Source organism: Streptomyces sp. NPDC107522 (assembly GCF_055657525.1).
Window position 1 is genome coordinate 137,425 of record NZ_JBVKAU010000002.1, and the last position, 24,579, is coordinate 162,003.

23 protein-coding genes are annotated in these 24,579 nt (G+C 71.2%); 12 read left to right on the plus strand and 11 right to left on the minus strand.

Annotated elements, in window-relative coordinates:
• Positions 1-168: 168 nt before the first annotated feature.
• Together xylA and ACZ7L6_RS05795 are read left to right on the plus strand one after the other, a co-directional pair.
• The gene (xylA, locus tag ACZ7L6_RS05790) at positions 169-1,335 is read left to right on the plus strand and encodes a xylose isomerase (RefSeq protein ID WP_471920723.1); all 1,167 of its coding nucleotides are present in this window, start codon (positions 169-171) and stop codon (positions 1,333-1,335) included.
• A gap of 436 nt (positions 1,336-1,771) precedes the next feature.
• The gene (locus ACZ7L6_RS05795; RefSeq protein WP_471920724.1) at positions 1,772-2,032 is read left to right on the plus strand and encodes a hypothetical protein; all 261 of its coding nucleotides are present in this window, start codon (positions 1,772-1,774) and stop codon (positions 2,030-2,032) included.
• Between the two features lie 98 nt (positions 2,033-2,130).
• On the opposite strand, the gene ACZ7L6_RS05800 is transcribed toward ACZ7L6_RS05795, so the two are convergent.
• Complete coding sequence (locus ACZ7L6_RS05800; RefSeq protein ID WP_471920725.1) at positions 2,131-3,498, minus strand: esterase-like activity of phytase family protein; 1,368 nt, start codon at positions 3,496-3,498, stop codon at positions 2,131-2,133.
• A gap of 147 nt (positions 3,499-3,645) precedes the next feature.
• Here ACZ7L6_RS05800 and ACZ7L6_RS05805 point away from each other — a divergent pair, with 147 nt between their 5' ends.
• Entirely contained in the window at positions 3,646-4,089 is a 444-nt protein-coding gene (locus tag ACZ7L6_RS05805) for an NUDIX hydrolase (protein ID WP_471920726.1), read from the plus strand.
• A gap of 85 nt (positions 4,090-4,174) precedes the next feature.
• Here the strand turns inward: ACZ7L6_RS05805 and ACZ7L6_RS05810 are convergent, their stop codons facing one another.
• On the minus strand, positions 4,175-5,461 hold the full coding sequence (locus tag ACZ7L6_RS05810) for an SWIM zinc finger family protein (RefSeq protein WP_471920727.1): 1,287 nt from the start codon (positions 5,459-5,461) through the stop codon (positions 4,175-4,177).
• Entirely contained in the window at positions 5,458-8,310 is a 2,853-nt protein-coding gene (locus tag ACZ7L6_RS05815; protein WP_471920728.1) for a DEAD/DEAH box helicase, read from the minus strand. Before ACZ7L6_RS05815 ends, ACZ7L6_RS05810 begins: the two co-directional genes overlap by 4 nt.
• Before the next feature lie 306 nt (positions 8,311-8,616).
• On the opposite strand from ACZ7L6_RS05815, the gene ACZ7L6_RS05820 reads away from it, so the two are divergent.
• Positions 8,617-8,799: a hypothetical protein gene (locus ACZ7L6_RS05820; protein WP_471920729.1), complete on the plus strand. Its 183-nt coding sequence runs from the start codon at positions 8,617-8,619 to the stop codon at positions 8,797-8,799.
• 3 nt (positions 8,800-8,802) lie between these two features.
• Here ACZ7L6_RS05820 and ACZ7L6_RS05825 read toward each other — a convergent pair whose 3' ends face one another.
• The 4 genes from ACZ7L6_RS05825 to ACZ7L6_RS05840 all read right to left on the minus strand — a co-directional run bounded on the left by ACZ7L6_RS05825 (position 8,803) and on the right by ACZ7L6_RS05840 (position 12,498).
• Entirely contained in the window at positions 8,803-10,197 is a 1,395-nt protein-coding gene (locus tag ACZ7L6_RS05825; protein ID WP_471920730.1) for a tannase/feruloyl esterase family alpha/beta hydrolase, read from the minus strand.
• A gap of 291 nt (positions 10,198-10,488) precedes the next feature.
• Entirely contained in the window at positions 10,489-11,349 is an 861-nt protein-coding gene (locus ACZ7L6_RS05830) for a hypothetical protein (protein WP_471920731.1), read from the minus strand.
• Between the two features lie 135 nt (positions 11,350-11,484).
• Positions 11,485-11,781: a hypothetical protein gene (locus ACZ7L6_RS05835; RefSeq protein WP_471920732.1), complete on the minus strand. Its 297-nt coding sequence runs from the start codon at positions 11,779-11,781 to the stop codon at positions 11,485-11,487.
• Positions 11,782-11,973: 192 nt separating this feature from the next.
• Entirely contained in the window at positions 11,974-12,498 is a 525-nt protein-coding gene (locus ACZ7L6_RS05840; RefSeq protein WP_471920733.1) for a PadR family transcriptional regulator, read from the minus strand.
• 115 nt (positions 12,499-12,613) lie between these two features.
• Here ACZ7L6_RS05840 and ACZ7L6_RS05845 point away from each other — a divergent pair, with 115 nt between their 5' ends.
• A complete protein-coding gene (locus tag ACZ7L6_RS05845; RefSeq protein WP_471920734.1) occupies positions 12,614-13,369 on the plus strand; it encodes an alpha/beta fold hydrolase in 756 nt (251 codons plus the stop codon).
• A 4-nt stretch (positions 13,370-13,373) separates the two neighbouring features.
• Here the strand turns inward: ACZ7L6_RS05845 and ACZ7L6_RS05850 are convergent, their stop codons facing one another.
• Positions 13,374-13,973 carry a class I SAM-dependent methyltransferase gene (locus ACZ7L6_RS05850; protein ID WP_471920735.1) on the minus strand — a complete coding sequence of 200 codons (600 nt, stop codon included), beginning with the start codon at positions 13,971-13,973 and terminating at the stop codon, positions 13,374-13,376.
• A 152-nt stretch (positions 13,974-14,125) separates the two neighbouring features.
• Between ACZ7L6_RS05850 and ACZ7L6_RS05855 the strand changes: the two genes are divergently transcribed.
• From ACZ7L6_RS05855 to ACZ7L6_RS05875, 5 genes are all read left to right on the plus strand, one after another.
• Positions 14,126-14,899, plus strand: a complete 774-nt coding sequence (locus ACZ7L6_RS05855; RefSeq protein ID WP_471920736.1) for an MHYT domain-containing protein — start codon at positions 14,126-14,128, stop codon at positions 14,897-14,899.
• A 66-nt stretch (positions 14,900-14,965) separates the two neighbouring features.
• Positions 14,966-17,521 (plus strand): sensor histidine kinase, encoded by a 2,556-nt coding sequence (locus ACZ7L6_RS05860; RefSeq protein WP_471920737.1) that lies wholly within the window; start codon positions 14,966-14,968, stop codon positions 17,519-17,521.
• The gene (locus ACZ7L6_RS05865) at positions 17,518-17,955 is read left to right on the plus strand and encodes a roadblock/LC7 domain-containing protein (RefSeq protein ID WP_471920738.1); all 438 of its coding nucleotides are present in this window, start codon (positions 17,518-17,520) and stop codon (positions 17,953-17,955) included. The genes ACZ7L6_RS05860 and ACZ7L6_RS05865 overlap by 4 nt, the downstream gene beginning before the upstream one ends.
• A gap of 22 nt (positions 17,956-17,977) precedes the next feature.
• Complete coding sequence (locus ACZ7L6_RS05870; RefSeq protein ID WP_433036992.1) at positions 17,978-18,391, plus strand: DUF742 domain-containing protein; 414 nt, start codon at positions 17,978-17,980, stop codon at positions 18,389-18,391.
• 119 nt (positions 18,392-18,510) lie between these two features.
• Entirely contained in the window at positions 18,511-19,116 is a 606-nt protein-coding gene (locus tag ACZ7L6_RS05875) for a GTP-binding protein (protein WP_471920739.1), read from the plus strand.
• A gap of 50 nt (positions 19,117-19,166) precedes the next feature.
• On the opposite strand, the gene ACZ7L6_RS05880 is transcribed toward ACZ7L6_RS05875, so the two are convergent.
• A complete protein-coding gene (locus ACZ7L6_RS05880; protein WP_471920740.1) occupies positions 19,167-19,595 on the minus strand; it encodes a PPOX class F420-dependent oxidoreductase in 429 nt (142 codons plus the stop codon).
• 99 nt (positions 19,596-19,694) lie between these two features.
• Between ACZ7L6_RS05880 and ACZ7L6_RS05885 the strand changes: the two genes are divergently transcribed.
• Positions 19,695-20,108 (plus strand): roadblock/LC7 domain-containing protein, encoded by a 414-nt coding sequence (locus tag ACZ7L6_RS05885; RefSeq protein WP_398824076.1) that lies wholly within the window; start codon positions 19,695-19,697, stop codon positions 20,106-20,108.
• 126 nt (positions 20,109-20,234) lie between these two features.
• A complete protein-coding gene (locus tag ACZ7L6_RS05890) occupies positions 20,235-21,146 on the plus strand; it encodes a DUF6397 family protein (protein WP_471920741.1) in 912 nt (303 codons plus the stop codon).
• A gap of 12 nt (positions 21,147-21,158) precedes the next feature.
• Here ACZ7L6_RS05890 and ACZ7L6_RS05895 read toward each other — a convergent pair whose 3' ends face one another.
• Together ACZ7L6_RS05895 and ACZ7L6_RS05900 are read right to left on the minus strand one after the other, a co-directional pair.
• Positions 21,159-22,028: an acyl-CoA thioesterase gene (locus tag ACZ7L6_RS05895; protein WP_471920742.1), complete on the minus strand. Its 870-nt coding sequence runs from the start codon at positions 22,026-22,028 to the stop codon at positions 21,159-21,161.
• Positions 22,029-22,047: 19 nt separating this feature from the next.
• Complete coding sequence (locus tag ACZ7L6_RS05900; RefSeq protein WP_471920743.1) at positions 22,048-24,561, minus strand: DEAD/DEAH box helicase; 2,514 nt, start codon at positions 24,559-24,561, stop codon at positions 22,048-22,050.
• Positions 24,562-24,579: the final 18 nt, after the last annotated feature.

The following is a 24,579-nucleotide window of genomic DNA, read 5'->3' on the forward strand; positions in this document are numbered from 1 at the left end:
GCGGGATCTGACCTGCTGTTTCCAGGGTGCCCGAGGTGCCAGGACCCGGACCTCACCCCTTCGGTGGACATCTTGTCCCTTCCCAGGGACGCGTCGGCATACTAATTTGTAAACCGCCATGACGAAATAGTCGAAGCAAGCAGTCGTCAGCAAGCAAGGAGCCGCGGCATGAGCTACCAGCCCACCCCCGAGGACAGGTTCACGTTCGGCCTGTGGACCGTCGGCTGGCAGGGACGGGACCCCTTCGGCGACGCCACCCGCCGTGCCCTCGACCCGGTCGAGACCGTGCAGCGCCTGGCCGAGCTCGGCGCCTACGGCGTCACCTTCCACGACGACGACCTGATCCCCTTCGGGTCCTCCGACACCGAGCGCGAGGCGCACATCAAGCGCTTCCGCGAGGCTCTCGACGCGACCGGCATGACCGTGCCGATGGCCACCACCAACCTCTTCACGCACCCCGTCTTCAAGGACGGCGCGTTCACCGCCAACGACCGCGACGTCCGCCGCTACGCCCTGCGCAAGACGATCGGCAACATCGACCTGGCGGTCGAGCTGGGCGCCAAGACCTATGTCGCATGGGGCGGCCGCGAGGGTGCCGAGTCCGGCGCCGCCAAGGACGTACGCGTCGCCCTTGACCGCATGAAGGAGGCCTTCGACCTCCTCGGCGAGTACGTCACCGGGCAGGGCTACGACCTGAAGTTCGCCATCGAGCCCAAGCCGAACGAGCCGCGCGGCGACATCCTGCTGCCCACCGTCGGCCACGCGCTGGCGTTCATCGAGCGCCTGGAGCGCCCGGAGCTGTACGGCGTCAACCCCGAGGTCGGCCACGAGCAGATGGCCGGGCTGAACTTCCCGCACGGCATCGCGCAGGCCCTGTGGGCGGGCAAGCTCTTCCACATCGACCTCAACGGCCAGTCCGGTATCAAGTACGACCAGGACCTCCGCTTCGGCGCCGGCGACCTGCGTGCCGCCTTCTGGCTGGTCGACCTCCTGGAGAGTGCCGGTTACACCGGGCCCCGCCACTTCGACTTCAAGCCGCCGCGCACCGAGGACCTCGACGGGGTGTGGGCGTCGGCTGCGGGCTGCATGCGGAACTACCTGATCCTGAAGGAGCGTTCGGCCGCCTTCCGTGCCGACCCGGAGGTCCAGGAGGCCCTTCGCGCGTCGCGCCTGGACGAGCTGGCGCAGCCCACGGCGGCGGACGGCCTCAAGGCGCTGCTCGCGGACCGTTCGGCCTTCGAGGAGTTCGACGTCGAGGCGGCCGCCGCGCGCGGGATGGCGTTCGAGCGTCTCGACCAGCTGGCGATGGACCACCTGCTGGGCGCCCGCGGCTGAGGCCACGCGCGCGTGGCGTATCGGCCCTGCCGCGTGTGACCTCCCGTCGAGGGTGCGGGTCACACGTGGCCGGGGGTGCTGAGTGATCCCACGCACGGGGAATGTCCCGGAATCATGTGATCCATGGCCTGGGCTCGTATCAACTCCCGTGCAGGGGTCGCGCCCTGAGGGGTATGAGGCGACTCTTGACGGTATGGCCATGCCGCCCGTACCGCCTCGACCGCCCGGACCGCCGGGTGATACGCCGCCTCCGGGCGGCGGATTCGGACCGCCTTCTGAAGGCTACGGACCCGGACAGGGGCCAGGGACTCCGGGAGGCTACGGCCCCCCTCCGGGAGACAGCGGCCCGCCCTCGTACGGTGGTTGGCCGCCGGAACCGCCCGACGAAGGCGGGGGACCGAGGCGACGGCGGAATCCGCTGTGGATCCTGCTTGCCGTGATCGTGGCGGTCGGAGCCGTCGTGGCCGTGGTTCTGATGGCCTCGGGGAGCGACGACTCGCCTGACGAGAATCCCCCGTCCGGCAGCAGCACGAGCGGCTCGCCCAAGCCGTCCTTCAGCATCCCGAGCGAGCTCCCCAGCAAGCTGCCGAGCGAATTGCCGACCTCACTGCCGTCGGGATTCCCCACCGAGCTGCCCAGCGGCTTTCCCAGCGGTCTCGAGTCGCTGATTCCGTCACTGGAGGGCGAGCTGCCGTAGCCCCAGCCCGACTGGGCATGGGCGCGTGGCACGCACGCGTGGCGCCTTTTGCCGACCACGCGCGCGTGCAGCACGCGAACCATGCTTCGTGAGCGCTGTCAGATGCCGCGCGGCAGGCGCACGTAGACCACCGACGTCTCCACGCCGCTGTCGACCAGCCTGCCCTGGCCGTCGAAGGCGCCCGCGCCGTCCGTCATCCCGAAGTCGTTGTCGTTGATGAGCGCCAGCGTGTCACGGTCCACGCGTGCGACACCCTCGATCTTCCCGGGCACACCGTCGACCGTGCCCAGGTCGACCACCAGCCTCTTGGAGAGCACCGGTACACCCGAGGCCGCCGGGTCGCCGAGCTGCTCGAGCGACGGCGACGTGGTGTCGTCGTCCCAGGGGCCACCAAGGATGTTCGACGCGGGGGCCAGTCGGACCAGTTGCAGCCGCGCGGCCTTGTCGGTGCGCTCCTCGACCAACAGGCGGTTCCCGCCCACGGCCACGATCGACGAGATCTTCAGCTCGGAGGTGTCGTCCTCGCTCGGGTCCACCACGTTCACCGGGTCGAAGCGGTACGCGTACTCCGCGGTGACCGTGTTCTTCTTCGGCGAGAACCGCAGCAGCCGCGTGGTCCGCGATGCCTCCCCGGCGTCCGTGTCCGGCAGGGACAGCGGGCTCTGCACCGCCATCACCAGGTCGCCGTCGGGCAGTTGGGCCAGTCCCTCGAAGCCGCGGTTGACCTTCCGGTGCAGCAGGACGGACGGCAGGGCCTCCACTACCGGGTAGTCCGTGCCGGTGAGGCCGAGCCCCTCGGGCACGTAGCGCGCGAGGACCTTCCCGCGCGCGGAGACGTGCACAAGCGAGGGCCCGTACTCGTCGACGAGCCAGAAATTCCCGTCCGCGGCCCGCACGATGCCCTCCGTGTCCAGCCCGTTCCGGTTGTACGTCAGAGCAGTCCGCGCATCGTACGAGTACGGCGCCTCGTCGCGCCCCTGCTGGTTCGGCAGCCCGGTGACCGGCTCACCGGACGCGGTCGTGACCGGGATCGCGTCCAGGACCCTGACGGTGCCTTCCGATACGTGGATCTTCACGATCGCCGGATCGAAGCCCGGCACGGGGAACGTACGGCGCTTCGTACCGTCCACCTTGATCTGGCCGTTGGGGCCGCGGTCGGTGACCGTCCAGAACTCGCCCTTGCGGCCTGCCGGATATATGTCGCTGCCGATGCCACCGAGGTCCACGCCTCGATCGTCGTCGACGGAGCCGGGCAGCAGCGCGTTGCTGAACGCCCCGAGGGGGATGTCGCCGAGCGTCGCCGTACGCACGACACGTGCGGTGCCGTCCACGTCCACGTCCGCGTCCCCGGCGCCGGCGCCGGCGGCGGGCCCGGCGGCGGCCACGAGCGCCGCGATCACGGCGAGGGGCACGCCTCCGGCGACGATACGGTGGACGCGGCTCCGGCCGGTGGCGTGCGGGGACATCGGGCCTCCTGGGGACCAAGTTCACTGATAGCGGCCAGGGTTGGAGCCCGCGCGGAACGCCGTACGACTGCGAGGTGAACACAGGTCGACGGGCGCTCGTCGAGCCGACTTCCGCGTGCTGGGGGAGCGCCTGGGAGAATCGCGCGCATGACACGAGACGGCGGGGCGGTCGCGGCCCGATCACTCGGCGAAGAGAAACCGCTGGCCGTGGTGGCAGCGGCGATCGTGCAGGAGGGACGTCTGCTGGTCGTGAGCAAGCGGGCCGCTCCCGAGATCTTCTACCTGCCGGGCGGCAAGCCCGATCCGGATGAGGGCGCGTTGGAGGCCTTGTTCCGCGAACTGGACGAGGAACTCGGGGTGTCCCCCGTGGAGCCGCGGTTCCTGGCTGATGTCGAGGCCCTTGCGGCCCTGGAGCGGGTGCCCATGAGAATGACGGTCTACCTGGCAGACATCAGCGGGACACCGCTACCGGCCGCCGAACTGGCCGACATGAGATGGATCTCCGGGCATGAAGCCGACGTGCACCTCGCCCCCGCTGTGGGGGACCAGGTCCTGCCGATGCTGAAGCAGCGCGGTCTCCTGGCGCCGTAGCGGGCCGACCGGCCCACCCCGGCAGCCACGCCCGCCCGCCGGGCGAGGTGGCTGCCAGGGCGGCGACAGCGGTCGCAGGGCCGTCCTACGGCGCCCCGTCCTCGGACGCGAGCTGCGCCGAGGCCAGCGCCGTCGCCGGATCCTGTGCAGGGCCTGCGGCGGGAACCCAGCGGCCGCGTTCCTTGCGGTACGGCCACCAGCGGCCGTCGCGCCCCAGGCGCAGCTGGCTCGGCGCACCGACGACCGTCCAGCGGTTGGCCTTCGCCCGCAGCGACGGCCGTTCGCCCTCGTCCCAGGCCGACTCCAGGGCGGCACGCGCGCGTGCGAGCGTTTCGCCCTCGACGGTCCACTCCTCATCGAGCACGGACACCGCGGCGACGCCCCCCAAGTGCCAGGCGGATACGGCCGTCGCCAACCCCTCCCGGCCACGCCCCGACCCTTCGGCCAGCCGCTCCGCCACGCCCTCGGCGGGGGAGCCGGCGGCGAGGCGCACCGCGTCCTGGGCGAACGTCAACTCCGCCTCCGGGGCTCGCTGTTCCGGACCGGTTCGCAGAGCCTGCGCGAGCATGCGGTGCGCCTCCGCTGCTGTCCGGGCGGCCAGGAACTCCAGGGCGGCCGGGTCGACGCCGGGCGCGGGAGGCTTCTCGGTGTCCAGGGACGGCGGCACTCCCGGCTCGGCGGGCAGCTCCGGCAGAGCAGGCAGCGGCGGCAGAATGTCGCCGGTTGCGTACGCCTCGGCGGCATCCACGCCCTCCGGCCCGTACGGAGCGGACGGCCCGGAAGGCGTGCCGGCGGGTGTGGCGCTGCGGGCCTGGAGGTCGTCCAGCAGCTCGCGTTCGCCTCGTCCACGCATCAGGAGCAGAACGAAGGGGTCCTGGTCCAGGAGCCGTGCCACCTGATAGCAGAGGGCCGCTGTGTGCCCGCAGTGATCCCAGGCACCGCAGCCGCACTCCGGCTCCAGATCGCCCGTGCCCGGCAGCAGTTCGATGCCCGTGGCGGCCGCGTCCTCCACCAGGTGCGGCGGCATGTCGCGGTCCAGCAACGCCGCGACATGCCCCGACCGCTCCAAGGTCATGTCCAGGAAGCGGTCCCACTGCTGCGCGGGCAGCTCCTCCAGCAGCACGTCGGCCCGGTACGCCGTACGGTCGCGGCCCTGCACGACGGCCGTGATGCGCCCCGGACGCACCGACACCGCACCGACCGCTCCCGCGCGCGCGAGCCTGCGGCCGGCCTTGAGCTGCGCCGAGTCCAGCGCCGTCTCCTCCAGCGCCTTCAGCCAGGCCTGGCCCCACCACGTCTGCGCGAAACCGCGCCCGCTCGCGGGCGGCAGTGCGGCGAACGTGCGCTCCATGTCACCGTCGTGAAGAGTCATCGCGCGCCCCCTCGCAGTTGCACCAGCTCGGCCAGTTCCGCGTCCGTCAGCTCGGTCAGCGCCGCCTCGCCGGCGCCGAGAACCGCATCGGCCAGCTCCCGTTTGCGGCTCAGCATGTCGGCGATGCGGTCCTCGATCGTTCCCTCGGCGATCAGCCGGTGAACCTGCACGGGCCGGGTCTGGCCGATGCGGTAGGCGCGGTCGGTGGCCTGCGCCTCGACGGCGGGGTTCCACCAGCGGTCGTAGTGCACGACGTGTTCGGCGCGGGTCAGGTTCAGGCCGGTGCCCGCGGCCTTCAACGACAGCAGGAAGACAGGCACTTCACCGTCCTGGAAGCGCCGCACCAGAGTCTCCCGTTCGGCCACGGGTGTTCCGCCGTGCAGGAACTGCGAGGGCACGCCGCGGGCCGCCAGATGCTCTTCGATGAGGCGTCCCATGCGCACGTACTGCGTGAAGACCAACACGCTCGCCCCCTCGGAGAGGATCGTGTCGAGCAGCTCGTCCAGCAACTCCAGCTTTCCCGAACGCCCGGCGATCCTCGGCCGCTCCTCCTTGAGGAACTGGGCGGGGTGGTTGCAGATCTGCTTCAGGCCCGTCAGGAGCTTCACGATGAGGCCACGTCGCGCCATGTTGTCGGCGCCGGAGATCTCCGTGAGCGTCTCGCGGACCACGGCCTCGTACAGTCCCGCCTGTTCCGCGGTGAGGGACACGGCGCGATCGGTCTCCGTCTTGGGCGGCAGTTCGGGCGCGATCCCCGGGTCCGACTTGCGACGGCGCAGCAGGAACGGCCGCACCAGCCGGGCGAGGCGCTCGGCGGCGGCCGGGTCCTGACCGCCCTCGACGGCCTGCGCGTAGCGCGTGCGGAAGGTGCCGAGCCTGCCCAGCAGGCCCGGCGTCGTCCAGTCGAGGATCGCCCACAGTTCCGACAGGTTGTTCTCGACGGGGGTGCCGGTGAGCGCCACACGCGCGCGTGCCCCGATGGAGCGCAGCTCCCGCGCGGTCGCCGAGTACGGGTTCTTCACGTGCTGGGCCTCGTCCGCCACGACCATGCCCCACGGCACCTCGGCGAGCCGGCTCGCATCCAGGCGCATCGTGCCGTAGGTGGTCAGCACGAACTCCCCGCCCGCCAGTCCGTCCAGGTCACGCCGCGACCCGTGAAAGCGACGCACGCGCGTGCCGGGCGCGAACTTCTCGATCTCGCGCTGCCAGTTGCCCATCAGGGACGTCGGACACACCACCAGCGTCGGACCGGCGGACGAGGCGTCGGACTGGCGGTGCAGATGCAGCGCGATGAGTGTGATCGTCTTGCCGAGGCCCATGTCGTCCGCCAGACAGCAGCCCAGGCCCAGGGACGTCGTCCGGGCCAGCCAACTCAGGCCCCGCCGCTGGTAGTCCCGCAGCGTGGCCGCGAGCGCGGCGGGCTGGTCCACCGGCTCCTGCCCCTCGGGGTCCGCCAGCCGCTCGCGAAGTGCCGCCAGCCACCCCGTGGGCCGTACCTCGACCTGGCGGCCGTCGACTTCGGTGGAGCCCGTCAGGGCCGCCCCGAGCGCGTCGATGGGCGTCACCTTGTGGTCCTGCTGCGCGCGGGCGCGTCGCACCTGCTCAGGGTCGACGAGGACCCACTGGTCGCGCAGTCGCACCATCGGGCGGTTCGACTCCGCGAGACGGTCCAGCTCCTCGCGGGTCAGCCGCTGGTCGCCCAGGGCGAACCACCAGTCGAACGCGAGCAGCGCGTCGGCGGACAGGAACGACGGCACGTCCGAGGACGCCTTGCCGGGCGCCGCGTCGTCGTCCGGCGGACCGATCACCGCCCTGGCGGTCAGTTCACGGGCCAGCCCCTTGGGCCAGTGCACGTCGACCCCCGCCCCGGCGAGGGCCCGAGCGCCCTCCCGCAGGAGGTCCGTCACCTCCTCGTCGGCGAGTTCCACGGCGTCCGGCACGGCCGCCGAGAGCAACGGCGTGAGCGGAGTCCAGGCATGCGCGGCCCGGCGAAGCGCCAGCAGGGCGTCCATCCGCGCGCGTGGGCCGAAGGCGCCGGATCCCGCCCACACATCGCCGGCATCCGCGACCAGCGTCGGATCACTCACGCTGTGAACCTGCAGCACGGCCCGGAACGACAGCGCCGCGTCATCCTGCTGTGCCGCGGCGAGGCCGGGGACCTCGAGCCGCAGGGAGAGCCGTACGCCCGCGTCGTGGCCGGCGGCGACATCGGCGGCCCACGCGCGTTGTCCGGGCACGTGCTGCGGCTCCTGTGCCGCATAGGCGGGACCGCCCGTCACAAGCGCCGCCGCGGGAGAACGGGGCAGCGAATCGGCGACCGCGTCCAGGAAGGCCCGCAGCAGCCGCTCCGGGTCCGGCAGCCTCGGCGGCTCGACGTCGTCCAGCGGTACCGCGTGCGCTTCCGGCGGCATCGCGGCGGCAAGGGCGCGGATGTGTTCGACGTCCTCGGGTCGCAGGGGGCCCGCCCGCCAGGCATCGTGGTCGTTCGCGGAGAGGCCGGGCAACAGCAGACCACGTGCCACGACTTGCAGGGCCAGCACCGAGGCGGCGCCCCAAAAGGTGGCTGCTCGGTGCGCCTGCGACCCGGCACGTGCACGCGTGAGCACGGGCAGGGCGGCACTCACCGGCAGCACGACGGCAGGCACGCTCACCAGATGGACACCGTCCTCGCCGGGCAGGGCGACGGTCAGGTCCTCGACGGACCCGGATGCGACGAGCGGAGCGGCGTCGACCTCGGCCCGCCAGAAGGCGACCCGGCCGGTGCGGGCGGGATCACCGGGTACGAAAACGGCACAGCAGGATGCGAGTTCGGAGATCTCGGACGGTGTTGCCTCGGAAAGCCTCGGCACAGCTCTGCGACACTCCTCAAATTTGACTACTCACGTTGGGTGGCCGAGGGTACAGCACGTCGGTGGAACACCCGGCATCTTCGCGTCGTGACCTGGGTCACTCGTCGGTGGCCGGGTATCTCCCCTGTGCGGAGGCTCGGTCTGTGCGGAGGCCGGGTCGTCCATCGCCCATCGTCTGCCACTGGATCTCCGTGACCAGTAGGGGCCGCACCTCAGGGTCGTCTCAGGGTCCAGGTTGGAACCGTCGGCGGCGCGGACCCGTTTTCAGGTCAGAGAGCGGCAGTGGCCGCGAAGGAGGCGACGCACATGTCGAAGAACGCGAAGATCGCCGCGGGAGGTGTGGCGGCCGGCATCATCCTGCTGATCTGGCTGCCCTGGTGGGCCGCGCTCCTGATAGTCCTGGGAGTCCCGGCCGCCGCCTACCTCACGCTCGACTCGTCACAGCGGCGCAGGCTGCGCCGCGTCACCCGCAAGGAACTCGGCCGCTGACCGTCACCCGGCAGCCGGGGCGACCGGGGAGGACAGCGCGCAGGAGTTGACCACATCGCCGTTCGCGGGCCTGCCGACGGTACGGTCCGCGGGCGGTCGGGTGCCGTGCTCGACCCATGACACCAGCGCGTCGAATGCCGACCGGTAGCAGGGCAGGATCGGCCGGAGCCGGTCCGGGTAGGTGTCGTAGAGCCCGTCGACGTGGGTTCCGCCCGCGATCGTGAAGTAGCGGTGCAGACGGCCCCGTCCGCTCACGTCGACCATGCGCGCGTACACGTCCGAGTCGGCGGCCTTCGGCAGCAGCGCGTCCAGATCGCCGTGCAGGGTGATCAGTGGTCTGGAGATGCGCCCGGTCAGTGCGACGCGGGCCACCGCGCGCCGGACGGACGCCGGACGCGACGCGTAGTCGTACGCGGCATCGGACGCGCACGGTGCCAGGATCTGTGCCGGCGTGGTCCCGGCGGACGGGCCGGGGCAGCCGGGGTCGTATGCCGGATCGAACTCGGCGCGGTAGACCTTCTGCGTGACTCCCCAGTAGGCCTGCTCGTGATACGGCCACAGAAACTCGGAGCCACGTGCGAAGCCGACCGCGTACAGGTCCTCGTCCCGCGCGGAGCCGAGCATGCGTGCCACCGCAGTGGGCAGGGAGGTGAGCAGGTTCGGACCGTCCGCGGTCCACAGCGCGCCCTCCCAGTCCACGCCGCCGTCGTACAGCTCGGGATGGTTCTCCAGCTGCCACCGGGTCAGGTAGCCGCCGTTGGAGATCCCGGTCATGTAGGTGCGGCGGGGAGCGTGCCCGTAGCGCTGGGCCACCGCTTGACGGGCGGCCCGGGTGAGCTCGGTGGTCCGCCTGTTCCACTCGGCGACCGCGTCGCCGGGGCGTTTGCCGTCACGGTAGAAGTCGGCGCCGTTGTTGCCCTTGTCGGTCGCGGCGTAGGCATACCCCAGCGCGAGCACATGGTCGGAGATCGCCGTGTCCGTCGCGTACTGCCTGCGCGTGCCAGGGGCACCGGTGACGACCAGTCCGCCGTTCCAGCGGTCCGGCAGCCGGATGACGAACTGGGCGTCGTGGTGCCGGCCGTGCGTGGCGTTGAAGCGGGAGGAGTCCGGGAAGTAGCCGTCGATCTGCACGCCGGGGACCCCGGCCGGTGTCCGGGTGCCCCGTGCCGTCAGCCCGGCCTGATCGGCCATGTCGGTATAGGGCGTGCCGGCGAGTCCCGCCGTGGTCAGATCCGGGAGACAGGCACTCTGCTGGAAGGCCGCACCCGGTACCCGTACACGCTCCTGACGGGCGCAGTGCTTCTCACCAACTGCCGCGGCCGCTACGGGAGTCGGCCAACTCAGGGCGCCGGCCAGCAGCGCGGCGGCGACGAACGGGACACCTCGGGACAGGCGCATGGAGGCCTCCTGGAAGGCGGGAGACGGAGCACGGGGAGAGAGCGGAGCCGCGAAGGCTGCCTCATCGTGCTGGTCTCGTACCGCGCCTTCCATGGGTTGGGGCCACATCGAATGACGCCGCCGCATGGGGCCTCAAGACAGGGGCATCGCCTGAGGTGGCGGTGCCCCAGCCTTGCCCTGTGCAGGGGGGTGCCGGCCGGCTCTGCGCATGGCAGCCGTGCCGCCGCGGCAGGGGGGGCGGGACGTCGGGCTGCTGCCTCCGGGGCTGCTGTCTGCCGCCCGGCGTGCGGCTCAGCTCGGCCGTACGGCCATCTTGTCGAGCGCTTCCAGCAGCCCGGGCAGCTCCGGTCCGCGGCCCACCGGCAGGACCTCGCCGGGTTCGTCGTCGAGGAGCACGAACGCGATGTCGTCCGTTCTGGCGACGAGCGACCAGCCGGGGCCGTCCGCGCGCAGGGTCCGGGCGTCACCCGAGGCGAAGGACGACCGGACACGACCGAGAGGCGGCGGCGATTCCACGTACGCGCGTGCCTCGGCGAGGACCCGCCGGATGCCGTTGTGGCCTCCCCGGTTCCCGGCCTCCTCTCCCTTGCCTGCGCCCTCACCCCCGTCCGAGCCCCCGGCAGCGTCCGACCCGCCGCCCGGGGGCGCGAACTCGGCGTCGTCGATCTGCTCCCGCCACGTCGCCCACTGCAGGGCGATCTCGTCGGCGCCCAGGCGCCGCTGAGCCGGGCCCCACACGCTCGTGTCCGGCGGCGCAAGCGGCGGACCGTCCACGACCTCGGGGCCGGGATCGTGCGGCGCGGGGACATTGGGCGCGGCGACGGCCACCGCGAGGGGCCAGCCGGGCAGCGCGGCCACGACCGTACGTTCGTCGGGTGACAGGTCGTACTCCATGCCGCAGTCCCAGGACGCGATGGCGACGGCGACCAGGGAGACGTCGTCGATGACGACCGTCCACCGAGCGCCGTCGCTGTCCTGGCCGAGTACCAGGCCGTAGCCGTCGGCGAGCGGCGCGAGACCGAGCGCCGCGCAGGCCTCCGGATAGTCGTCGCCCAGCACGCTCGGGAACTTCGCCGGCGTCAGCAGCACCGCCGTCAGCACATAGAGCGCATCGTCCGCGGCGGCGACGGCCTCCTCGTCCGTCCCGGCCATCCCAGCCTCCCCATCGGTTCGTCCATCGGCGGGCACCCTAGTGCGACCGGAAGCCGCTTGTCACGACTCCCAGACACACTCGGAGCTGCAGTTTTCCGACTGGACGGGGCGAATCGACCGTGATTGCCCGCGGTGTCAGGCTGCCGGGAGCCCGAGAAGGGACCGGGCGACGGTCTGCGGCGACTCGTCGCGCTCCCGGGCGAGCGCGATGACGGCCCGGCATGCCAGCTCGCTCACACCGAACGAGAGCGCCTCCGGAGAGACCCAGCCGGAGGCCTCGTCGATCTGCTCCTGGTCGTCCTCCGCGCGGGCCGACACATACATGGCGGCGGCCTCGAACAGGTTGTGCGTGCGCCTGTCCTTGCCGGTGTCCGCCTCCGCGCGCAAGGAACGAAGGAATCTCGCACCCGACTTGCGCACCCTGCCCCACATGCTGACCACCTTCCCCCTGCGTGGCACCTGACTGATCGTTCGTCTTTCCGTACTCAACCTAGAGTTGGAGCCTCGGATGCAGAAGAGGGCCGGCGCGGTGAAGCGCTTCGAGCCGGAGGATCCCCGCGCGGCTGAGGGCCTCCCGGGCCCGCGCTCCTCGCACCCCTCCCTCGCACCCGTCCTGCGCACCGCTCAGCCGCCGAGTGCGGCGATCGTCTCCCGCAGCCAGCTGAGTTCGGCCCGGGACGTCGCCCGCGCGATGGTCAGGATGCCGCGCCGGAAGGGATCGTCCAGCTCCTCCGCGCGCAGCGGCCGGTCACCGTCGTAGAAGAAGCTCGCGGGCTCTTCCAGAAAGGCCAGCCGACGCCGCAGTACGGCGCACTGTGCGGCCGTGTCGTCCAGGTGCCGCAGGAAGGCGAGCACCGTGAACCAGCGGTTCTCGTCGCTGATGTCGCGTGGATCGGGCTCGGCCAGTCGGCGGCGCAGTTCCTGTCGTCCCGCTTCGGTGAGCGTCAGGACGTGACGCGGAGCGGCCACTGATCCGGGCTTGGTGGTGCGAGCCAGCAGGCCCCTCTTCTCGAGCCGCTTGATCGCGGGGTACAGGTTGCTCTCCGCGACCGGCTTCACGTGCCCTGTCAGGGCCGCGATGCGTTTGCGCAGCTCATAGCCGTGGAGCGGAGTGTCGTAGAGGAATCCGAGGATGGCGAGCTCCAGCATGCCCACATTCTCCCTCAGACCCGCTGTACATCTCGGACGTCATACATCGATCCTTCAATACATCGGTAACGAGGTATAGACTGTCGCGCCGACCGAGCACTCAGGGGAGGACGCGATGAGGCAGGCCGAGTTCGACGGCAAGGGCGACTGCATTCGCTGGACGGAGACGCCGGGGGAGGGGCCCGCGCGTGTGTACGTGCACGGACTGGGGTCGGTCTCCTCCGTGTACCACGCCCACATCGCGGCCCGGCCCGAACTCGCAGGCCGGCGCAGCCTGTTCGTCGACCTGCCGGGGCACGGCATCAGCGACCGGCCCGAGCACTTCGGCTACCGGCTGGAGGACCACGCCGACGCCCTGGCGACGGCCATGGACGCGGCAGGGCTGACCGGGGCGGAACTGATCGCACACAGCATGGGCGGTTCCGTCGCCCTCGTGCTCGCCCACCGTCGGCCCGACCTCGTCTCCAGGCTGGTCCTCACCGAGGCCAACCTCGACGCCTCGCCTCCGCCCGCCGCGGGGAGCGCATGGATCACGGAGTACGACGAGGAGGAGTTCGTAGGCGGCGCCTACGCGCGCGTGCTGGAAGAAGTCGGCCCCCTGTGGGCGGCGACCATGCGGTTGGCCGACCCGCGCGCCCTGCACCGCAGTGCCACATGGCTGCGGCGCGGTTCCGAGCCGATCATGCGCGACATCCTCGAGGAACTGTCGATCGACCGCGTGTTCCTTCAGGGCGAGCTCAGTGGTGAACTCCCGGGCAGGAAGGCCCTGGAGGCCGCCGGTGTGCGCGTGGTGACCGTGCCCGGCGCCGGCCACAATGTCATGTTCGACAACCCCGAGTCCTTCGTCGCTGCCGTCGCCGGGCAGTGCTGAGGCATCAGGATTCCCGTACGGCCAACGCCAGGAACCGGTCGTCCTCGTCGACGTACGACGTCATGCGCCACCCGGAACCGGCGAGCAGCGGCCGGAGATTCGGTTCCGCCCGCAGGTCGTCCGGAGTGATCCGGCGGCCCTGGCGAGCCGCGAGCGCCGCCCTGCCGATCGGGTGGAAGAGCGCGAGTGTGCCGCCCGGGCGCACCGCGCGGGCCAACTCCCGCAGGTTCGCCGCCGGATGGGGCAGGTGTGCGATGAGGCCGGCCGCGAACACGGCGTCCAGCGACTCCGACCGCAACGGCAGCGCGGCCACGTCGGCGAGCAGCAACTGCCCGTCCCGGCCGCGTCCGGCCCGTACGGCGGCTTCCAGCATCGCCGGGGTCAGATCGGCCCCGACGACCACTCCCGTGGGCCCCACGGCGGCACGCAGCGGCGGCAGGGCGCGTCCCGTGCCGCAGCCGGCGTCCAGCACGCGATCCCCCTCACGCAGCCCGAGCTGGGCGACCGCGGCCGCGTAGGCGGGACCGTCGTCGGGGAACCGGCTGTCCCAGTCGGCGGCGCGGGCCGTGAAGAACTCCTGCACATGTGTGTGGTCGTCGCTCATGTTCCGCATGATCCCTCACCGGCACGGATGACGCTGCTGTGCACACGTTCGAGCGTGACGCGATCGTTCCGGTGCATCTGTGCGTCATATTCCAACAGCTTTCGAAATGCGCCCCCTTCGTGCGCCTGTGCCCCGGCTAGCGTCCCGGGGCCATGGGACACCTGGACCACGCCGCCCTCGGCTGGCTGACCCCCGTGCTGTCGTACGTGATGGCGTGCATAGGCGCCGCGCTGGGGCTGCGCTGCACCGTCCGCGCGCTCGGCGCCACCGGGCGCTCGCGCCGCAACTGGCTCGTCACCGCGGCCTCGGCGATCGGCACCGGCATCTGGACCATGCACTTCGTGGCCATGCTGGGTTTCAGCGTCAGCGGCACCGACATCCGCTACGACGTGCCGCTCACCATCGTGAGCCTCCTCGTCGCCATGGCGGTCGTCTGCGCCGGCGTCTTCGCCGTCGGATACAGCCGTGACCGCAACCGCGCGCTCCTCCTCGGCGGGCTCACCACCGGGCTCGGCGTCGCGAGCATGCACTACCTGGGCATGGCCGCCGTTCGACTCCACGGCGACGTCACCTACGACCCCGCCCTCGTCGGACTCTCCGTCCTGATCGCCGTCGTCGCCGCGACCGCGGCCCTGTGGGCGGCGCTCAACATCAAGTCGCCGATCGCCGTGACCATCGCCTCCCTGATCATGGGCGCCGCGGTCAGCAGCATGCACTACACCGGGATGTTCGCGGTGGGCGTGGACGTGACGCCCTCCGGCGGAGTCCTGCCCGGGGCCACGGCGATGCAGTTCATCTTCCCCCTCGCCGTCGGCCTCGGCTCCTACCTCTTCCTGACCTCGGCCTTCGTCGCCCTGTCGCCCACTTCGGGGGAGCGCGAGGCATCCGCGTCGGCCCAGCGGCCGGTCGGGGGCGTCGCCGGCTAGCGGCGGGTCCCGACCGGGGACGGCCCGGGAAGGCACGCCCCCGAACCACTTCCGAGCGAGGAGGCCATGCGTACACCCCGTAGGACCACCGCAGCCGGCGCCGAGACGCCGTCGCCGCCCCCCGTGCGCGGCCGCCGCGCCCATGCCGGACCGCCGGCCGACGAAGGGCCCGAAGAACCCACGGGCGGGACGCCGGACGACATGCCCACGCGCGCGGAGCGCTGGCGTCTACGGCCGCGCACCGTCCGCGCCAAGATCGTCTGCCTGCTGATGGTGCCGGTCGTCTCCCTGCTGGCCCTGTGGGCCTACGCCACCGTCACCACGGCGCAGGACGTCTCCAGATTGCGCCAGTTGCAGCGCGTCGACTCCGAGATCAGGGCGCCCGTCGCGACCGCCGTCGCCGCGCTCCAGGCCGAACGCGCCGCCGCGGTGCGCTATGCGGGCGACCCGTCCGCCGGGCAGCGCGGTGCCTACCAGAAGCTCGCGCAGGACACGGACAAGGCGGTGGCACGGCTGCGGCTCGACAACCGCAGCACGGTCGCCGACGGCGAGGAACTCCCCGCCGGGGTGGCCCGGCGGCTGGAGGCCTTCGTCACCGGCGCCGAGCAGCTGAGCACCGTACGAAGTGCCGTCCTCGACCGCCGCTCGGGCTGGGACGAGGCGTACGGGCGGTACACGAAGACCATCGCCGGCGCGTTCTCGGTGGGCGGAGCGCTCACCGGCATCCAGGACGCCGAGCTCGGCTCCGACGCGCGCGTACTGCTCGAATTCGCCCGCGCGGCAGAGGCGTTGGCCCAAGAGGACGTCGTGCTGGACAGCGCACGCCACGCCGGGCGCCTCGACGGGCAGCGGCTGCGGCTGTTCACCGGCGCAGTCGACACCCGCCGTACCCTCACCGAGTCCGCCGTCGCCGACCTGAGCGGCCCGGAACACACGGCCTGGCAGAGCCTCGCCGACGGCAGCGCCTACGCGACGGTGGCCGCCGTCGAGGACAAGGTCCTCGCCGCCGCACCGGGCGTACGGGCGATCGACGCGGCGGCGGAGTCCACCTGGAGCAAGGCACACGCGCGCGTGCAGGCCGGAATGCGGACGATCGAACAGGACGCCGGGCGTGGCGTCGCGGATCGCGCCGACCCCTTCACCCGCGGGCTGCTCACCCCGGCCGGTGCGGCCGTCCTCCTCGGCCTCGCCGCCGTCGCCGCCTCTCTCGTGATCTCCGTACGCATCGGCCGCGGCCTCGTCGTCGAGCTGGTGAGTCTGCGCAACAGCGCCCTGGAGATCGCCCGGCGCAAACTCCCCGAGGCCATGCGGAAACTGCGGGCAGGTGAGGAGATCGACGTCCGGGCCGAGGCACCGCCCGGGTCGCCCGCCGAGGACGAGACCGGTCAGGTCGCCGAGGCCCTGGGCACCGTCCACCGCGCCGCGCTCCGGGCCGCCGTGGAGCGCGCCGAGCTCGCCAGCGGCATCTCCGGGGTCTTCGTCAACCTCGCCCGCCGCAGCCAGGTCCTCGTGCACCGCCAACTGAGCCTGCTGGACAGCATGGAGCGGCGCTCCGACGACCCCAACGAACTGAGTGACCTCTTCCGGCTCGACCACCTCACCACGCGCATGCGACGCCACGCCGAGAGCCTGATCATCCTCTCGGGCGCGGCGCCCGGGCGGGCCTGGCGGATGCCGGTCTCCCTGACCAACGTGGTCCGTGCGGCCGTCTCCGAAGTCGAGGACTACGCGCGCGTGGAGGTACGACAGCTCCCCGAGGCCTCCGTCATCGGCGCGGCCGTCGCCGACGTCACCCACCTCCTGGCCGAACTCGTCGAGAACGCGGCCCAGTTCTCGCCTCCCCACACGCGCGTGCGCATCACCGGCGAACCCGTCGGCAACGGCTACGCCGTCGAGGTCGAGGACCGCGGCCTGGGCATGGGCAAGGAGAGCCTCGCCGAGGCCAACCGGCGCATCGAGCAGTCCGAGGCGCTCGACCTGTTCGACAGCGACCGGCTCGGCCTGTTCGTGGTGAGCAGGCTCGCGTCCCGGCACGGCATCAAAGTGCACCTGCGCACCTCCCCCTACGGCGGCACCACCGCGGTCGTCCTGCTGCCCACGGCCCTGCTGCACAACGCCACGGCGGAACGTTCCCGCGGCAAGCCGGCGGACACCGAGCGGTCGGCCGAACGCGAGTACGCGCGCGTGCCGGGCGCCGACCGGCACCAGGGATCCGTCCACTCGGTCGCCGACCGACACCAGGAGCCCGTCCACGCGGCCGCCGACCGGCCCGCCCTGATGGCTCCCGCCCCGCCCGCGGCCGAGTCCACGACCGACACCCCACACCCCGGAGTCACGACCTTGCGACTGCACCGCCCTCCGGACGACTCCGAAGCCTCCGACGACCTTCCGCGCCGCGTACGGCAGGCGAGCCTCGCGCCCCAACTGCGGGAGGGACGCCCCGAGGAACCACCGGGGACGACCCCCTCCCGGGACGACGACCAGCGCACCCCGGAAGTCGTCAGGGACCGCATGGCGGCCTACCGCGACGGCTGGGCACGCGGCGGCGGCAGGCAACCCGGCCGCGGCGCCACTCCCGATTCCACAGCGCGCAGCGACAGCAGCGAAGGAGACCTCGCATGATCCAGGACCCGACCAGGGGGGCCGCGCAGCGGTCCGGTGAACTCGACTGGCTGCTGGACGACTTGGTGCTGCGGGTGAGCGAGGTGCGGCACGCCGTGGTGCTGTCCACCGACGGACTCGCCGTGGGCGCGTCGACCGACCTCCGCCGCGAGGACGCCGAGCACCTCGCCGCGGTCGCCTCCGGCTTCCACAGCCTGGCCAAGGGCGCGGGCCGGCACTTCGGCGCCGGCGGGGTGCGGCAGACCATGGTCGAGATGGACGACGCCTTCCTGTTCGTGGCGGCCGCGGGCGACGGCTCCTGCCTCGCCGTCCTCACCGCCGTGACCGCCGACATCGGGCTGGTGGCGTACGAGATGGCACGGCTGGTCAAACGCGTCGGCGAGCACCTCTACACGCCGCCGCGCGCCGCCGCGCGGCCACCCGCCGCGGGATGAGCGGAAGGGCGGTCCGCGCACGATGACCGAGGACACGACGGACACCCCGCGCGAGCAGGGCAGTCAGTGGTACGACAACGAGGCCGGGCCCCTGGTACGCCCGTACGCCATGACGGGCGGACGCACCAGACCCGGCCCCACCGGGGTGCGCTTCGACCTGATCGCCCTCGTCACGCTGGACGCCGCCGCGCCCGGAGCCGACGACGACACCGCGCTCGGACCGGAACACCGGGCCCTCATCGAACTGTGCCGTACCGAAACGCAGTCGGTCGCGGAACTCGCCGCGGGCGCCGACCTGCCCGTGGGGGTCGTCCGGGTGCTCCTCGGCGATCTCCTGGAACTGGGCTGCGTCACCGTCAGCCGTCCGGTACCGCCCGCACAGCTTCCGGACGAGCGGATTCTGCGCGAGGTGATCGAAGGATTGCGGGCGCTGTAGATGACATTTCAGATCCGGCCAAATGCGGTCCGATCCCACGAAGGGCAACCGCAGTTGTCATGATGCTGACTTCGCACACCGACGTCGACCGATGCCGGCACTCCCGAGAGAAGTGATCGATGGTCTCAGAGCACTCCGACGCCTCCGGTGGCGAGAGCACCGCCCTGGCGTTGAAGATACTTGTCGCCGGCGGGTTCGGCGTGGGCAAGACCACGCTGGTGGGCGCGGTCAGTGAGATCAGGCCGCTGCGCACCGAGGAACTGCTCAGCGAGGCCGGGCAGTCGGTGGACGACACCGACGGCGTGGACCAGAAGGTCACCACGACCGTCGCCATGGACTTCGGACGCATCACCATCCGGTCCGGCCTGTCCCTCTACCTCTTCGGCACCCCCGGACAGGACCGCTTCTGGTTCCTGTGGGACGAGCTGTCGCAGGGAGCCCTGGGCGCGGTGGTCCTCGCGGACACGCGGCGCCTGGAGGACTGCTTCCCCGCGGTGGACTACTTCGAGCACCGGCACATCCCGTTCGTCGTGGCCGTCAACTGCTTCGCGGGAGCCCGTACGTACGGCGCCGCCGACGTCTCACGCGCCCTCGACCTGGACCAGGGGACGCCCGTGGTGCTCTGCGACGCGCGAGACCGTGACTCGGGCAAGGAGGTGCTGATCCGGCTCGTCGAGTACGCCGGGCGGATGCACACCGCCCGGCTGCTCGACTCGGTGGGCTGACCGGTTTCAGCCGCGTCGGCCTCCGGTACCGGCCGGGGTTCGGAGCGCCATCAGTCCGAGACGGCCTTCTGCGCCAGCACCTTGTCGATCTTGACGCGGACGAGGAGTTCCCCAGGGACGCCGTTGCGGGCCCCGAACTCCTCCGCGCGTTCTTCGCCCATGTACCGCGCCCCGATGCGGCCGGCCCAGTGCCGCAGTTCGCCGAGATCCTCCGAGATCCGGGCGGTGCCCTGCAGTATCACGAAGGCGTACGGGGGCCGGTCGTCGTCCACGCACAGCGCCACCCGGCCGTCACGGGCCAGATTGCGCCCCTTCACACTCGACTTGCCGGTGTTGAACACCACCTCGTCCCCGTCGAGCACGAACCAGATCGGCGTCACATGCGGACTGCCGTCGGCTCGTACGGTCGACAGCTTTCCGGTGCGTGTGCCGTACGAGACGAACGCACGCCATTCCTCATCGGTCATCTTCTGCGCCATGCCCCCATCCTCCTTGCCCGTGGGCCGGATTGTCGGGAAGGGTGGCGAAGAAGAGATCCTCCGGTGCAGGGGGAGACATCTACACGGGGAGACCGGATCATGGCGCAGAACCAGGGACTTGGCTGGCTCCTGGACGACCTGACGGAGCGCGTCGATCATGTGCGGCATGCGTTGGTGCTGTCCAACGACGGCCTGGTGACCGGTGCGAGCACGGGGCTGCGACGCGAGGACGCCGAGCACCTCGCCGCCGTCTCGTCCGGACTGCACAGCCTGGCCAAGGGCTCGGGACGGCACTTCGGCGCGGGCAGAGTGCGCCAGACGATGGTCGAGTTCGACGACGCCGTGCTGTTCGTCACCGCGGCGGGCACCGGCAGCTGTCTGTGCGTACTCAGCGGCGCCGAGGCCGACATCGGCCAGATCGCCTACGAGATGACCTTGCTCGTCAACCGGGTCGGCGAGCACCTCGACGTGGACGCCCGGCAGCCCGAACGGGCTCCGACCACAGAGCTCTGACCTGCTGATTCGTCGTCCCCCGCGGAGTTATCCACAGGCCCGCCACGAGAGTCGGCGGACCGGCTACGGTTTCTGTCACGGCGAGCGCACACAGCGTGACCCACTGACTCCACGGGGGAGACGACCATGTCAGGCGACATCATCACCAAACCGCACCACCTCTCCTTGCACCCGGGCCGCGCGGCCCGGGAACTGGGATTGAAGCGAGGTGACCTGGACCTCGCCGTCCACCTCGGACTCATCCGGACCGTGCCCGACGAGGGAGGCGGGGGCCGACGCGTCCTCCGCTCCGAGGTCGAACGGCTGAGGGCGGGCGCGGGGTTCCCCGACTCGCTGCTGGAGCGCGTGAAGGTCACCGGGACGACTGACGGCGCGGAAGCGATGCGCGTGCCCCCCGGCAGGTTCACGCGCCTCGCACGCCTGGGCCTGGTCGTGCCGGTGAAGTGGTACCTCAACCGCTACCGGGCCGTGGTCTGGCTGTATCTGGCCGAGGAGCTGGAGCAGTTCGCCGCCGACGAGAAGAACGCCCCGCTACTGAAGTCCCGCCGCATGCCCGAGGGGCTGCGCGCCATGCTGGACGCCGGTGTCGATCTACGTCCGCGCAACTGGCGCGGACGGCACCGGGGATTCCTGCTGCGACAGGCCGACGACCCGTGGGAGAGGGCCGGCGCGCTGGCCGCCTTCCTCGAACCCGTCCAGATCGCGGAAATCGCCCCCGACCCCTATGAACGCTCCCATCTCAACCGCTTCCGGCCAGGACCACCCGTGTCCGGAGCCCCCGGATCGCCCGCCGCACACATCGCCGAGAAGCTCATGACGGCGGACGACCCGGACGAGATCAGCCTGCTGCGGGCCGACCTGACCGCCGTCCTGGCCGAAGCGCGCGAGAAGCGGCCCGCGCCTCGCCCCACAGCGAGTCGGGCCCCGGCGCCGGCGCACCCCGTGCACATCGGTGCGCCCCGGCCCCAGGAGCCGGAACCGTCACGCGGTCTGCTGAGCTGGCTTCGCCGCCGGACTGTCCGGACGGCGGCGCCCTGAGCCTGCCCCGGGCTACAGCGCCCTGAACAGACCCTCCTGGACGACGGACACCAGCAGGCGTCCCTCCACGTCGTAGATCCGCCCGCGGGCGAGGCCCCGTCCGCCGGTCGCGATCGGCGACTCCTGGTCGTACAGGAACCACTCGTCCGCGCGGAACGGCCGGTGGAACCACATGGCGTGGTCCAGCGACGCGATGTCGAAGCTCCGCGGGCCCCACAGGGGTTCGACCGGGATGCGGACGGCGTCCAGGAGGGTCATGTCACTGGCGTAGGTCAGCGCGCAGGTGTGCACGACCGGGTCGTCACCCAGCGGCCCGACCGCGCGCATCCACACCGCGCTGCGCGGTTCGGCGTCCTTGACCTCCTCGGCGGTCCAGCGCAGCCGGTCCACATAGCGGATGTCGAACGGCTGACGGCGCGCCATCCGCTCCCACTGCTCCGGCAGCGCGCCCAGATGCTCCCGGATCTCGTCGGTGACCGACGGCAGCGACTCCGGGTCCGGGACCTTGCGGGCCGGCGGCAGCTGGTGCTCGAAGCTCCCTTGTTCAGGCTGATGAAAGGAGGCGGTGAGATTGAAGATCGTGCGGCCCTGCTGCACGGCGGTGACCCGGCGGGTCGTGAAGGACCGGCCGTCCCGCACCCGTTCGACCTGGTACACGATCGGCACGCCCGGCCGGCCCGGGCGCAGGAAGTACGCGTGCAACGAGTGCACGGGCCGGTCGCCGTCCGTGGTGCGCGCGGCGGCGACCAGCGCCTGGCCGGCCACCTGGCCGCCGAAGACCCGCTGCAGGGACTCATTCGGGCTGCGCCCACGGAAGATGTTGACCTCGATCTGCTCCAGGTCGAGCAGGTCGACGAGCCTCTCGGCCGGGTTCGTCGTCATGGGTGGGATTCTCCTGTGCTCACAGCTGGCCTACGTCGGTGACGCGGACCACCGCGCGGCCCTCCGCGTCGGAGGCGTCGAGGTCGATCTCCGCGCTGATGCCCCAGTCATGGTCGCCGTTCGGGTCGTCGAAGATCTGGCGGACCCGCCACAGGCGGCTCGCCGGTTCCTCCTCGATCACCAGGAGCTTGGGACCGCGGGCGTTGGGTCCCGTGCCGAGGTCGTCGTACTCGTCCCAGTACTTGTCCATCGCCTCGCCCCAGGCGTCGGCGTCCCAGCCGGACTCGGCGTCCATCTCGCCCAGTTCCTCGACCTGGTCGAGCGCGGCGAGCTCGACGCGGCGGAACATGGCGTTGCGGACGAGGACGCGGAAGGCACGCGCGTTGGTGGTGACCGGCTTGACCTCGTCGGCCTTCTCCTGGGCCTCCTCGGCGGTCATCTCCTCCGGGTTGGCGAGCTGTTCCCACTCGTCGAGCAGGCTGGAGTCGACCTGGCGCACCATCTCGCCGAGCCACTCGATCAGGTCCTGCAGGTCCTCGGACTTGAGGTCGTCCGGGATGTTGTGGTCGAGGGCCTTGTAGGCACTGGCGAGGTAGCGCAGGACGATGCCCTCGGTGCGGGCCAGTTCGTAGAAGGACACCAACTCCGTGAAGGACAGCGCCCGTTCGTACATGTCCCGGATGACGGACTTCGGAGACAGCGGATGGTCGCCGACCCAGGGATGGCTCTTGCGGTAGGTGTTGTACGCGTGGAAGAGGAGCTCCTCCAGCGGCTTCGGGTAGGTGATGTCCTGGAGGCGCTCCATGCGCTCCTCGTACTCGACGCCGTCCGCCTTCATCGCGGCCACGGCTTCACCCTTGGCCTTGTTCTGCTGGGCGACGAGGATCTGCCGCGGATCGTCCAGGGTGGACTCGACGACGGAGACCATGTCCAGGGCGTAGGACGGCGACTCCGGCTCCAGCAGCTCGAAGGCGGCCAGCGCGAACGTGGACAGCGGCTGGTTGAGCGCGAAGTCCTGCTGGAGGTCGACCGTCAGGCGCACGATGCGGCCGGTGGCGTCCGGCTCGTCGAGTTTCTCGATGATGCCGCCGTCCAGCAGCGAGCGGTAGATCGCGATCGCGCGCCGGATGTGCCGCAGCTGCTGCTTGCGCGGCTCGTGGTTGTCCTCCAGCAGATGCCGCATCGCCTCGAAGGCGTTGCCTGGACGGGCGATCACCGACAGCAGCATGGTGTGTGTCACCCGGAAGCGGGAGGTCAGGGGCTCCGGCTCGGAGGCGATGAGCTTCTCGAAGGTGTTCTCCGTCCAGCCGACGAAGCCCTCGGGTGCCTTCTTGCGGACGACCTTGCGGCGCTTCTTCGGGTCGTCACCGGCCTTGGCGAGCGCCTTCTCGTTCTCGATGACGTGCTCGGGGGCCTGGGCGACGACGAAGCCCGCCGTGTCGAAGCCCGCCCGGCCGGCGCGGCCCGCGATCTGGTGGAACTCACGGGCGCGCAGCGTGCGGACACGGTTGCCGTCGTACTTGGTGAGGGCCGTGAACAGCACTGTGCGAATCGGGACGTTGACGCCGACGCCGAGCGTGTCCGTGCCGCAGATCACCTTCAGCAGACCGGCCTGCGCGAGCTTCTCCACCAGCCGCCGGTACTTGGGCAGCATGCCTGCGTGGTGGACGCCGATGCCGTGCCGCACATAACGGGAGAGGTTGCGGCCGAACTTGGTGGTGAAGCGGAAATTGCCGATCAGCTCGGCGATCTGGTCCTTCTCCTCACGCGAGCACATGTTGATGCTCATCAGCGCCTGCGCCCGCTCCACGGCCTGCGCCTGCGTGAAGTGCACGATGTAGACGGGCGCCTGCTTGGTCTCCAGGAGTTCCGTCAGCGTCTCGGTCAGCGGGGTGAGCTTGTACTCGTAGGACAGCGGCACGGGACGGGTCGCCGAGCGGACCACCGCCGTCGGGCGGCCGGTGCGCCGGGTGAGGTCCTTCTCGAACATCGAGACATCGCCGAGCGTCGCCGACATCAGGATGAACTGCGCCTGCGGCAGCTCCAGGATCGGGATCTGCCAGGCCCAGCCGCGGTCCGCCTCCGCGTAGAAGTGGAACTCGTCCATGACGACCTGGCCGACGTCCGCCTGCTTGCCGTCGCGCAGCGCGATCGACGCGAGCACCTCGGCGGTGCAGCAGATGACGGGGGCATCCGCGTTGACGGAGGCGTCGCCGGTCAGCATGCCGACGTTCTCCGTGCCGAAGATCTTGCACAGCTCGAAGAACTTCTCCGAGACGAGCGCCTTGATCGGAGCGGTGTAGAAGGTGACCTCGTCCCGGGCCAGCGCGGCGAAGTGCGCGCCCGCGGCGATCATGCTCTTTCCGGAGCCGGTGGGTGTCGACACGATCACGTTCGCGCCGGAGACCACCTCGATCAGCGCCTCCTCCTGGTGGGGGTAGAGGGTGAGGCCACGCTCCTCGGCCCACGACTCGAAGGCTTCGTAGAGGGCGTCGGGGTCGGCGGTCGGCGGCAGCTGATCGATGAGGGTCACCCACCCATCTTGCCTGCC

Coding starts and splice junctions, on each gene's coding strand:
- xylA (WP_471920723.1), top strand. CDS start 169: ATGAGCTACCAGCCCACCCCCGAGGACAGGTTCACGTTCGGCCTGTGG.
- ACZ7L6_RS05800 (WP_471920725.1), bottom strand. CDS start 3,498: ATGTCCCCGCACGCCACCGGCCGGAGCCGCGTCCACCGTATCGTCGCC.
- ACZ7L6_RS05805 (WP_471920726.1), top strand. CDS start 3,646: ATGACACGAGACGGCGGGGCGGTCGCGGCCCGATCACTCGGCGAAGAG.
- ACZ7L6_RS05810 (WP_471920727.1), bottom strand. CDS start 5,461: ATGACTCTTCACGACGGTGACATGGAGCGCACGTTCGCCGCACTGCCG.
- ACZ7L6_RS05820 (WP_471920729.1), top strand. CDS start 8,617: ATGTCGAAGAACGCGAAGATCGCCGCGGGAGGTGTGGCGGCCGGCATC.
- ACZ7L6_RS05825 (WP_471920730.1), bottom strand. CDS start 10,197: ATGCGCCTGTCCCGAGGTGTCCCGTTCGTCGCCGCCGCGCTGCTGGCC.
- ACZ7L6_RS05830 (WP_471920731.1), bottom strand. CDS start 11,349: ATGGCCGGGACGGACGAGGAGGCCGTCGCCGCCGCGGACGATGCGCTC.
- ACZ7L6_RS05835 (WP_471920732.1), bottom strand. CDS start 11,781: ATGTGGGGCAGGGTGCGCAAGTCGGGTGCGAGATTCCTTCGTTCCTTG.
- ACZ7L6_RS05840 (WP_471920733.1), bottom strand. CDS start 12,498: ATGCTGGAGCTCGCCATCCTCGGATTCCTCTACGACACTCCGCTCCAC.
- ACZ7L6_RS05845 (WP_471920734.1), top strand. CDS start 12,614: ATGAGGCAGGCCGAGTTCGACGGCAAGGGCGACTGCATTCGCTGGACG.
- ACZ7L6_RS05850 (WP_471920735.1), bottom strand. CDS start 13,973: ATGAGCGACGACCACACACATGTGCAGGAGTTCTTCACGGCCCGCGCC.
- ACZ7L6_RS05855 (WP_471920736.1), top strand. CDS start 14,126: ATGGGACACCTGGACCACGCCGCCCTCGGCTGGCTGACCCCCGTGCTG.
- ACZ7L6_RS05860 (WP_471920737.1), top strand. CDS start 14,966: ATGCGTACACCCCGTAGGACCACCGCAGCCGGCGCCGAGACGCCGTCG.
- ACZ7L6_RS05865 (WP_471920738.1), top strand. CDS start 17,518: ATGATCCAGGACCCGACCAGGGGGGCCGCGCAGCGGTCCGGTGAACTC.
- ACZ7L6_RS05870 (WP_433036992.1), top strand. CDS start 17,978: ATGACCGAGGACACGACGGACACCCCGCGCGAGCAGGGCAGTCAGTGG.
- ACZ7L6_RS05875 (WP_471920739.1), top strand. CDS start 18,511: ATGGTCTCAGAGCACTCCGACGCCTCCGGTGGCGAGAGCACCGCCCTG.
- ACZ7L6_RS05880 (WP_471920740.1), bottom strand. CDS start 19,595: ATGGCGCAGAAGATGACCGATGAGGAATGGCGTGCGTTCGTCTCGTAC.
- ACZ7L6_RS05885 (WP_398824076.1), top strand. CDS start 19,695: ATGGCGCAGAACCAGGGACTTGGCTGGCTCCTGGACGACCTGACGGAG.
- ACZ7L6_RS05890 (WP_471920741.1), top strand. CDS start 20,235: ATGTCAGGCGACATCATCACCAAACCGCACCACCTCTCCTTGCACCCG.
- ACZ7L6_RS05895 (WP_471920742.1), bottom strand. CDS start 22,028: ATGACGACGAACCCGGCCGAGAGGCTCGTCGACCTGCTCGACCTGGAG.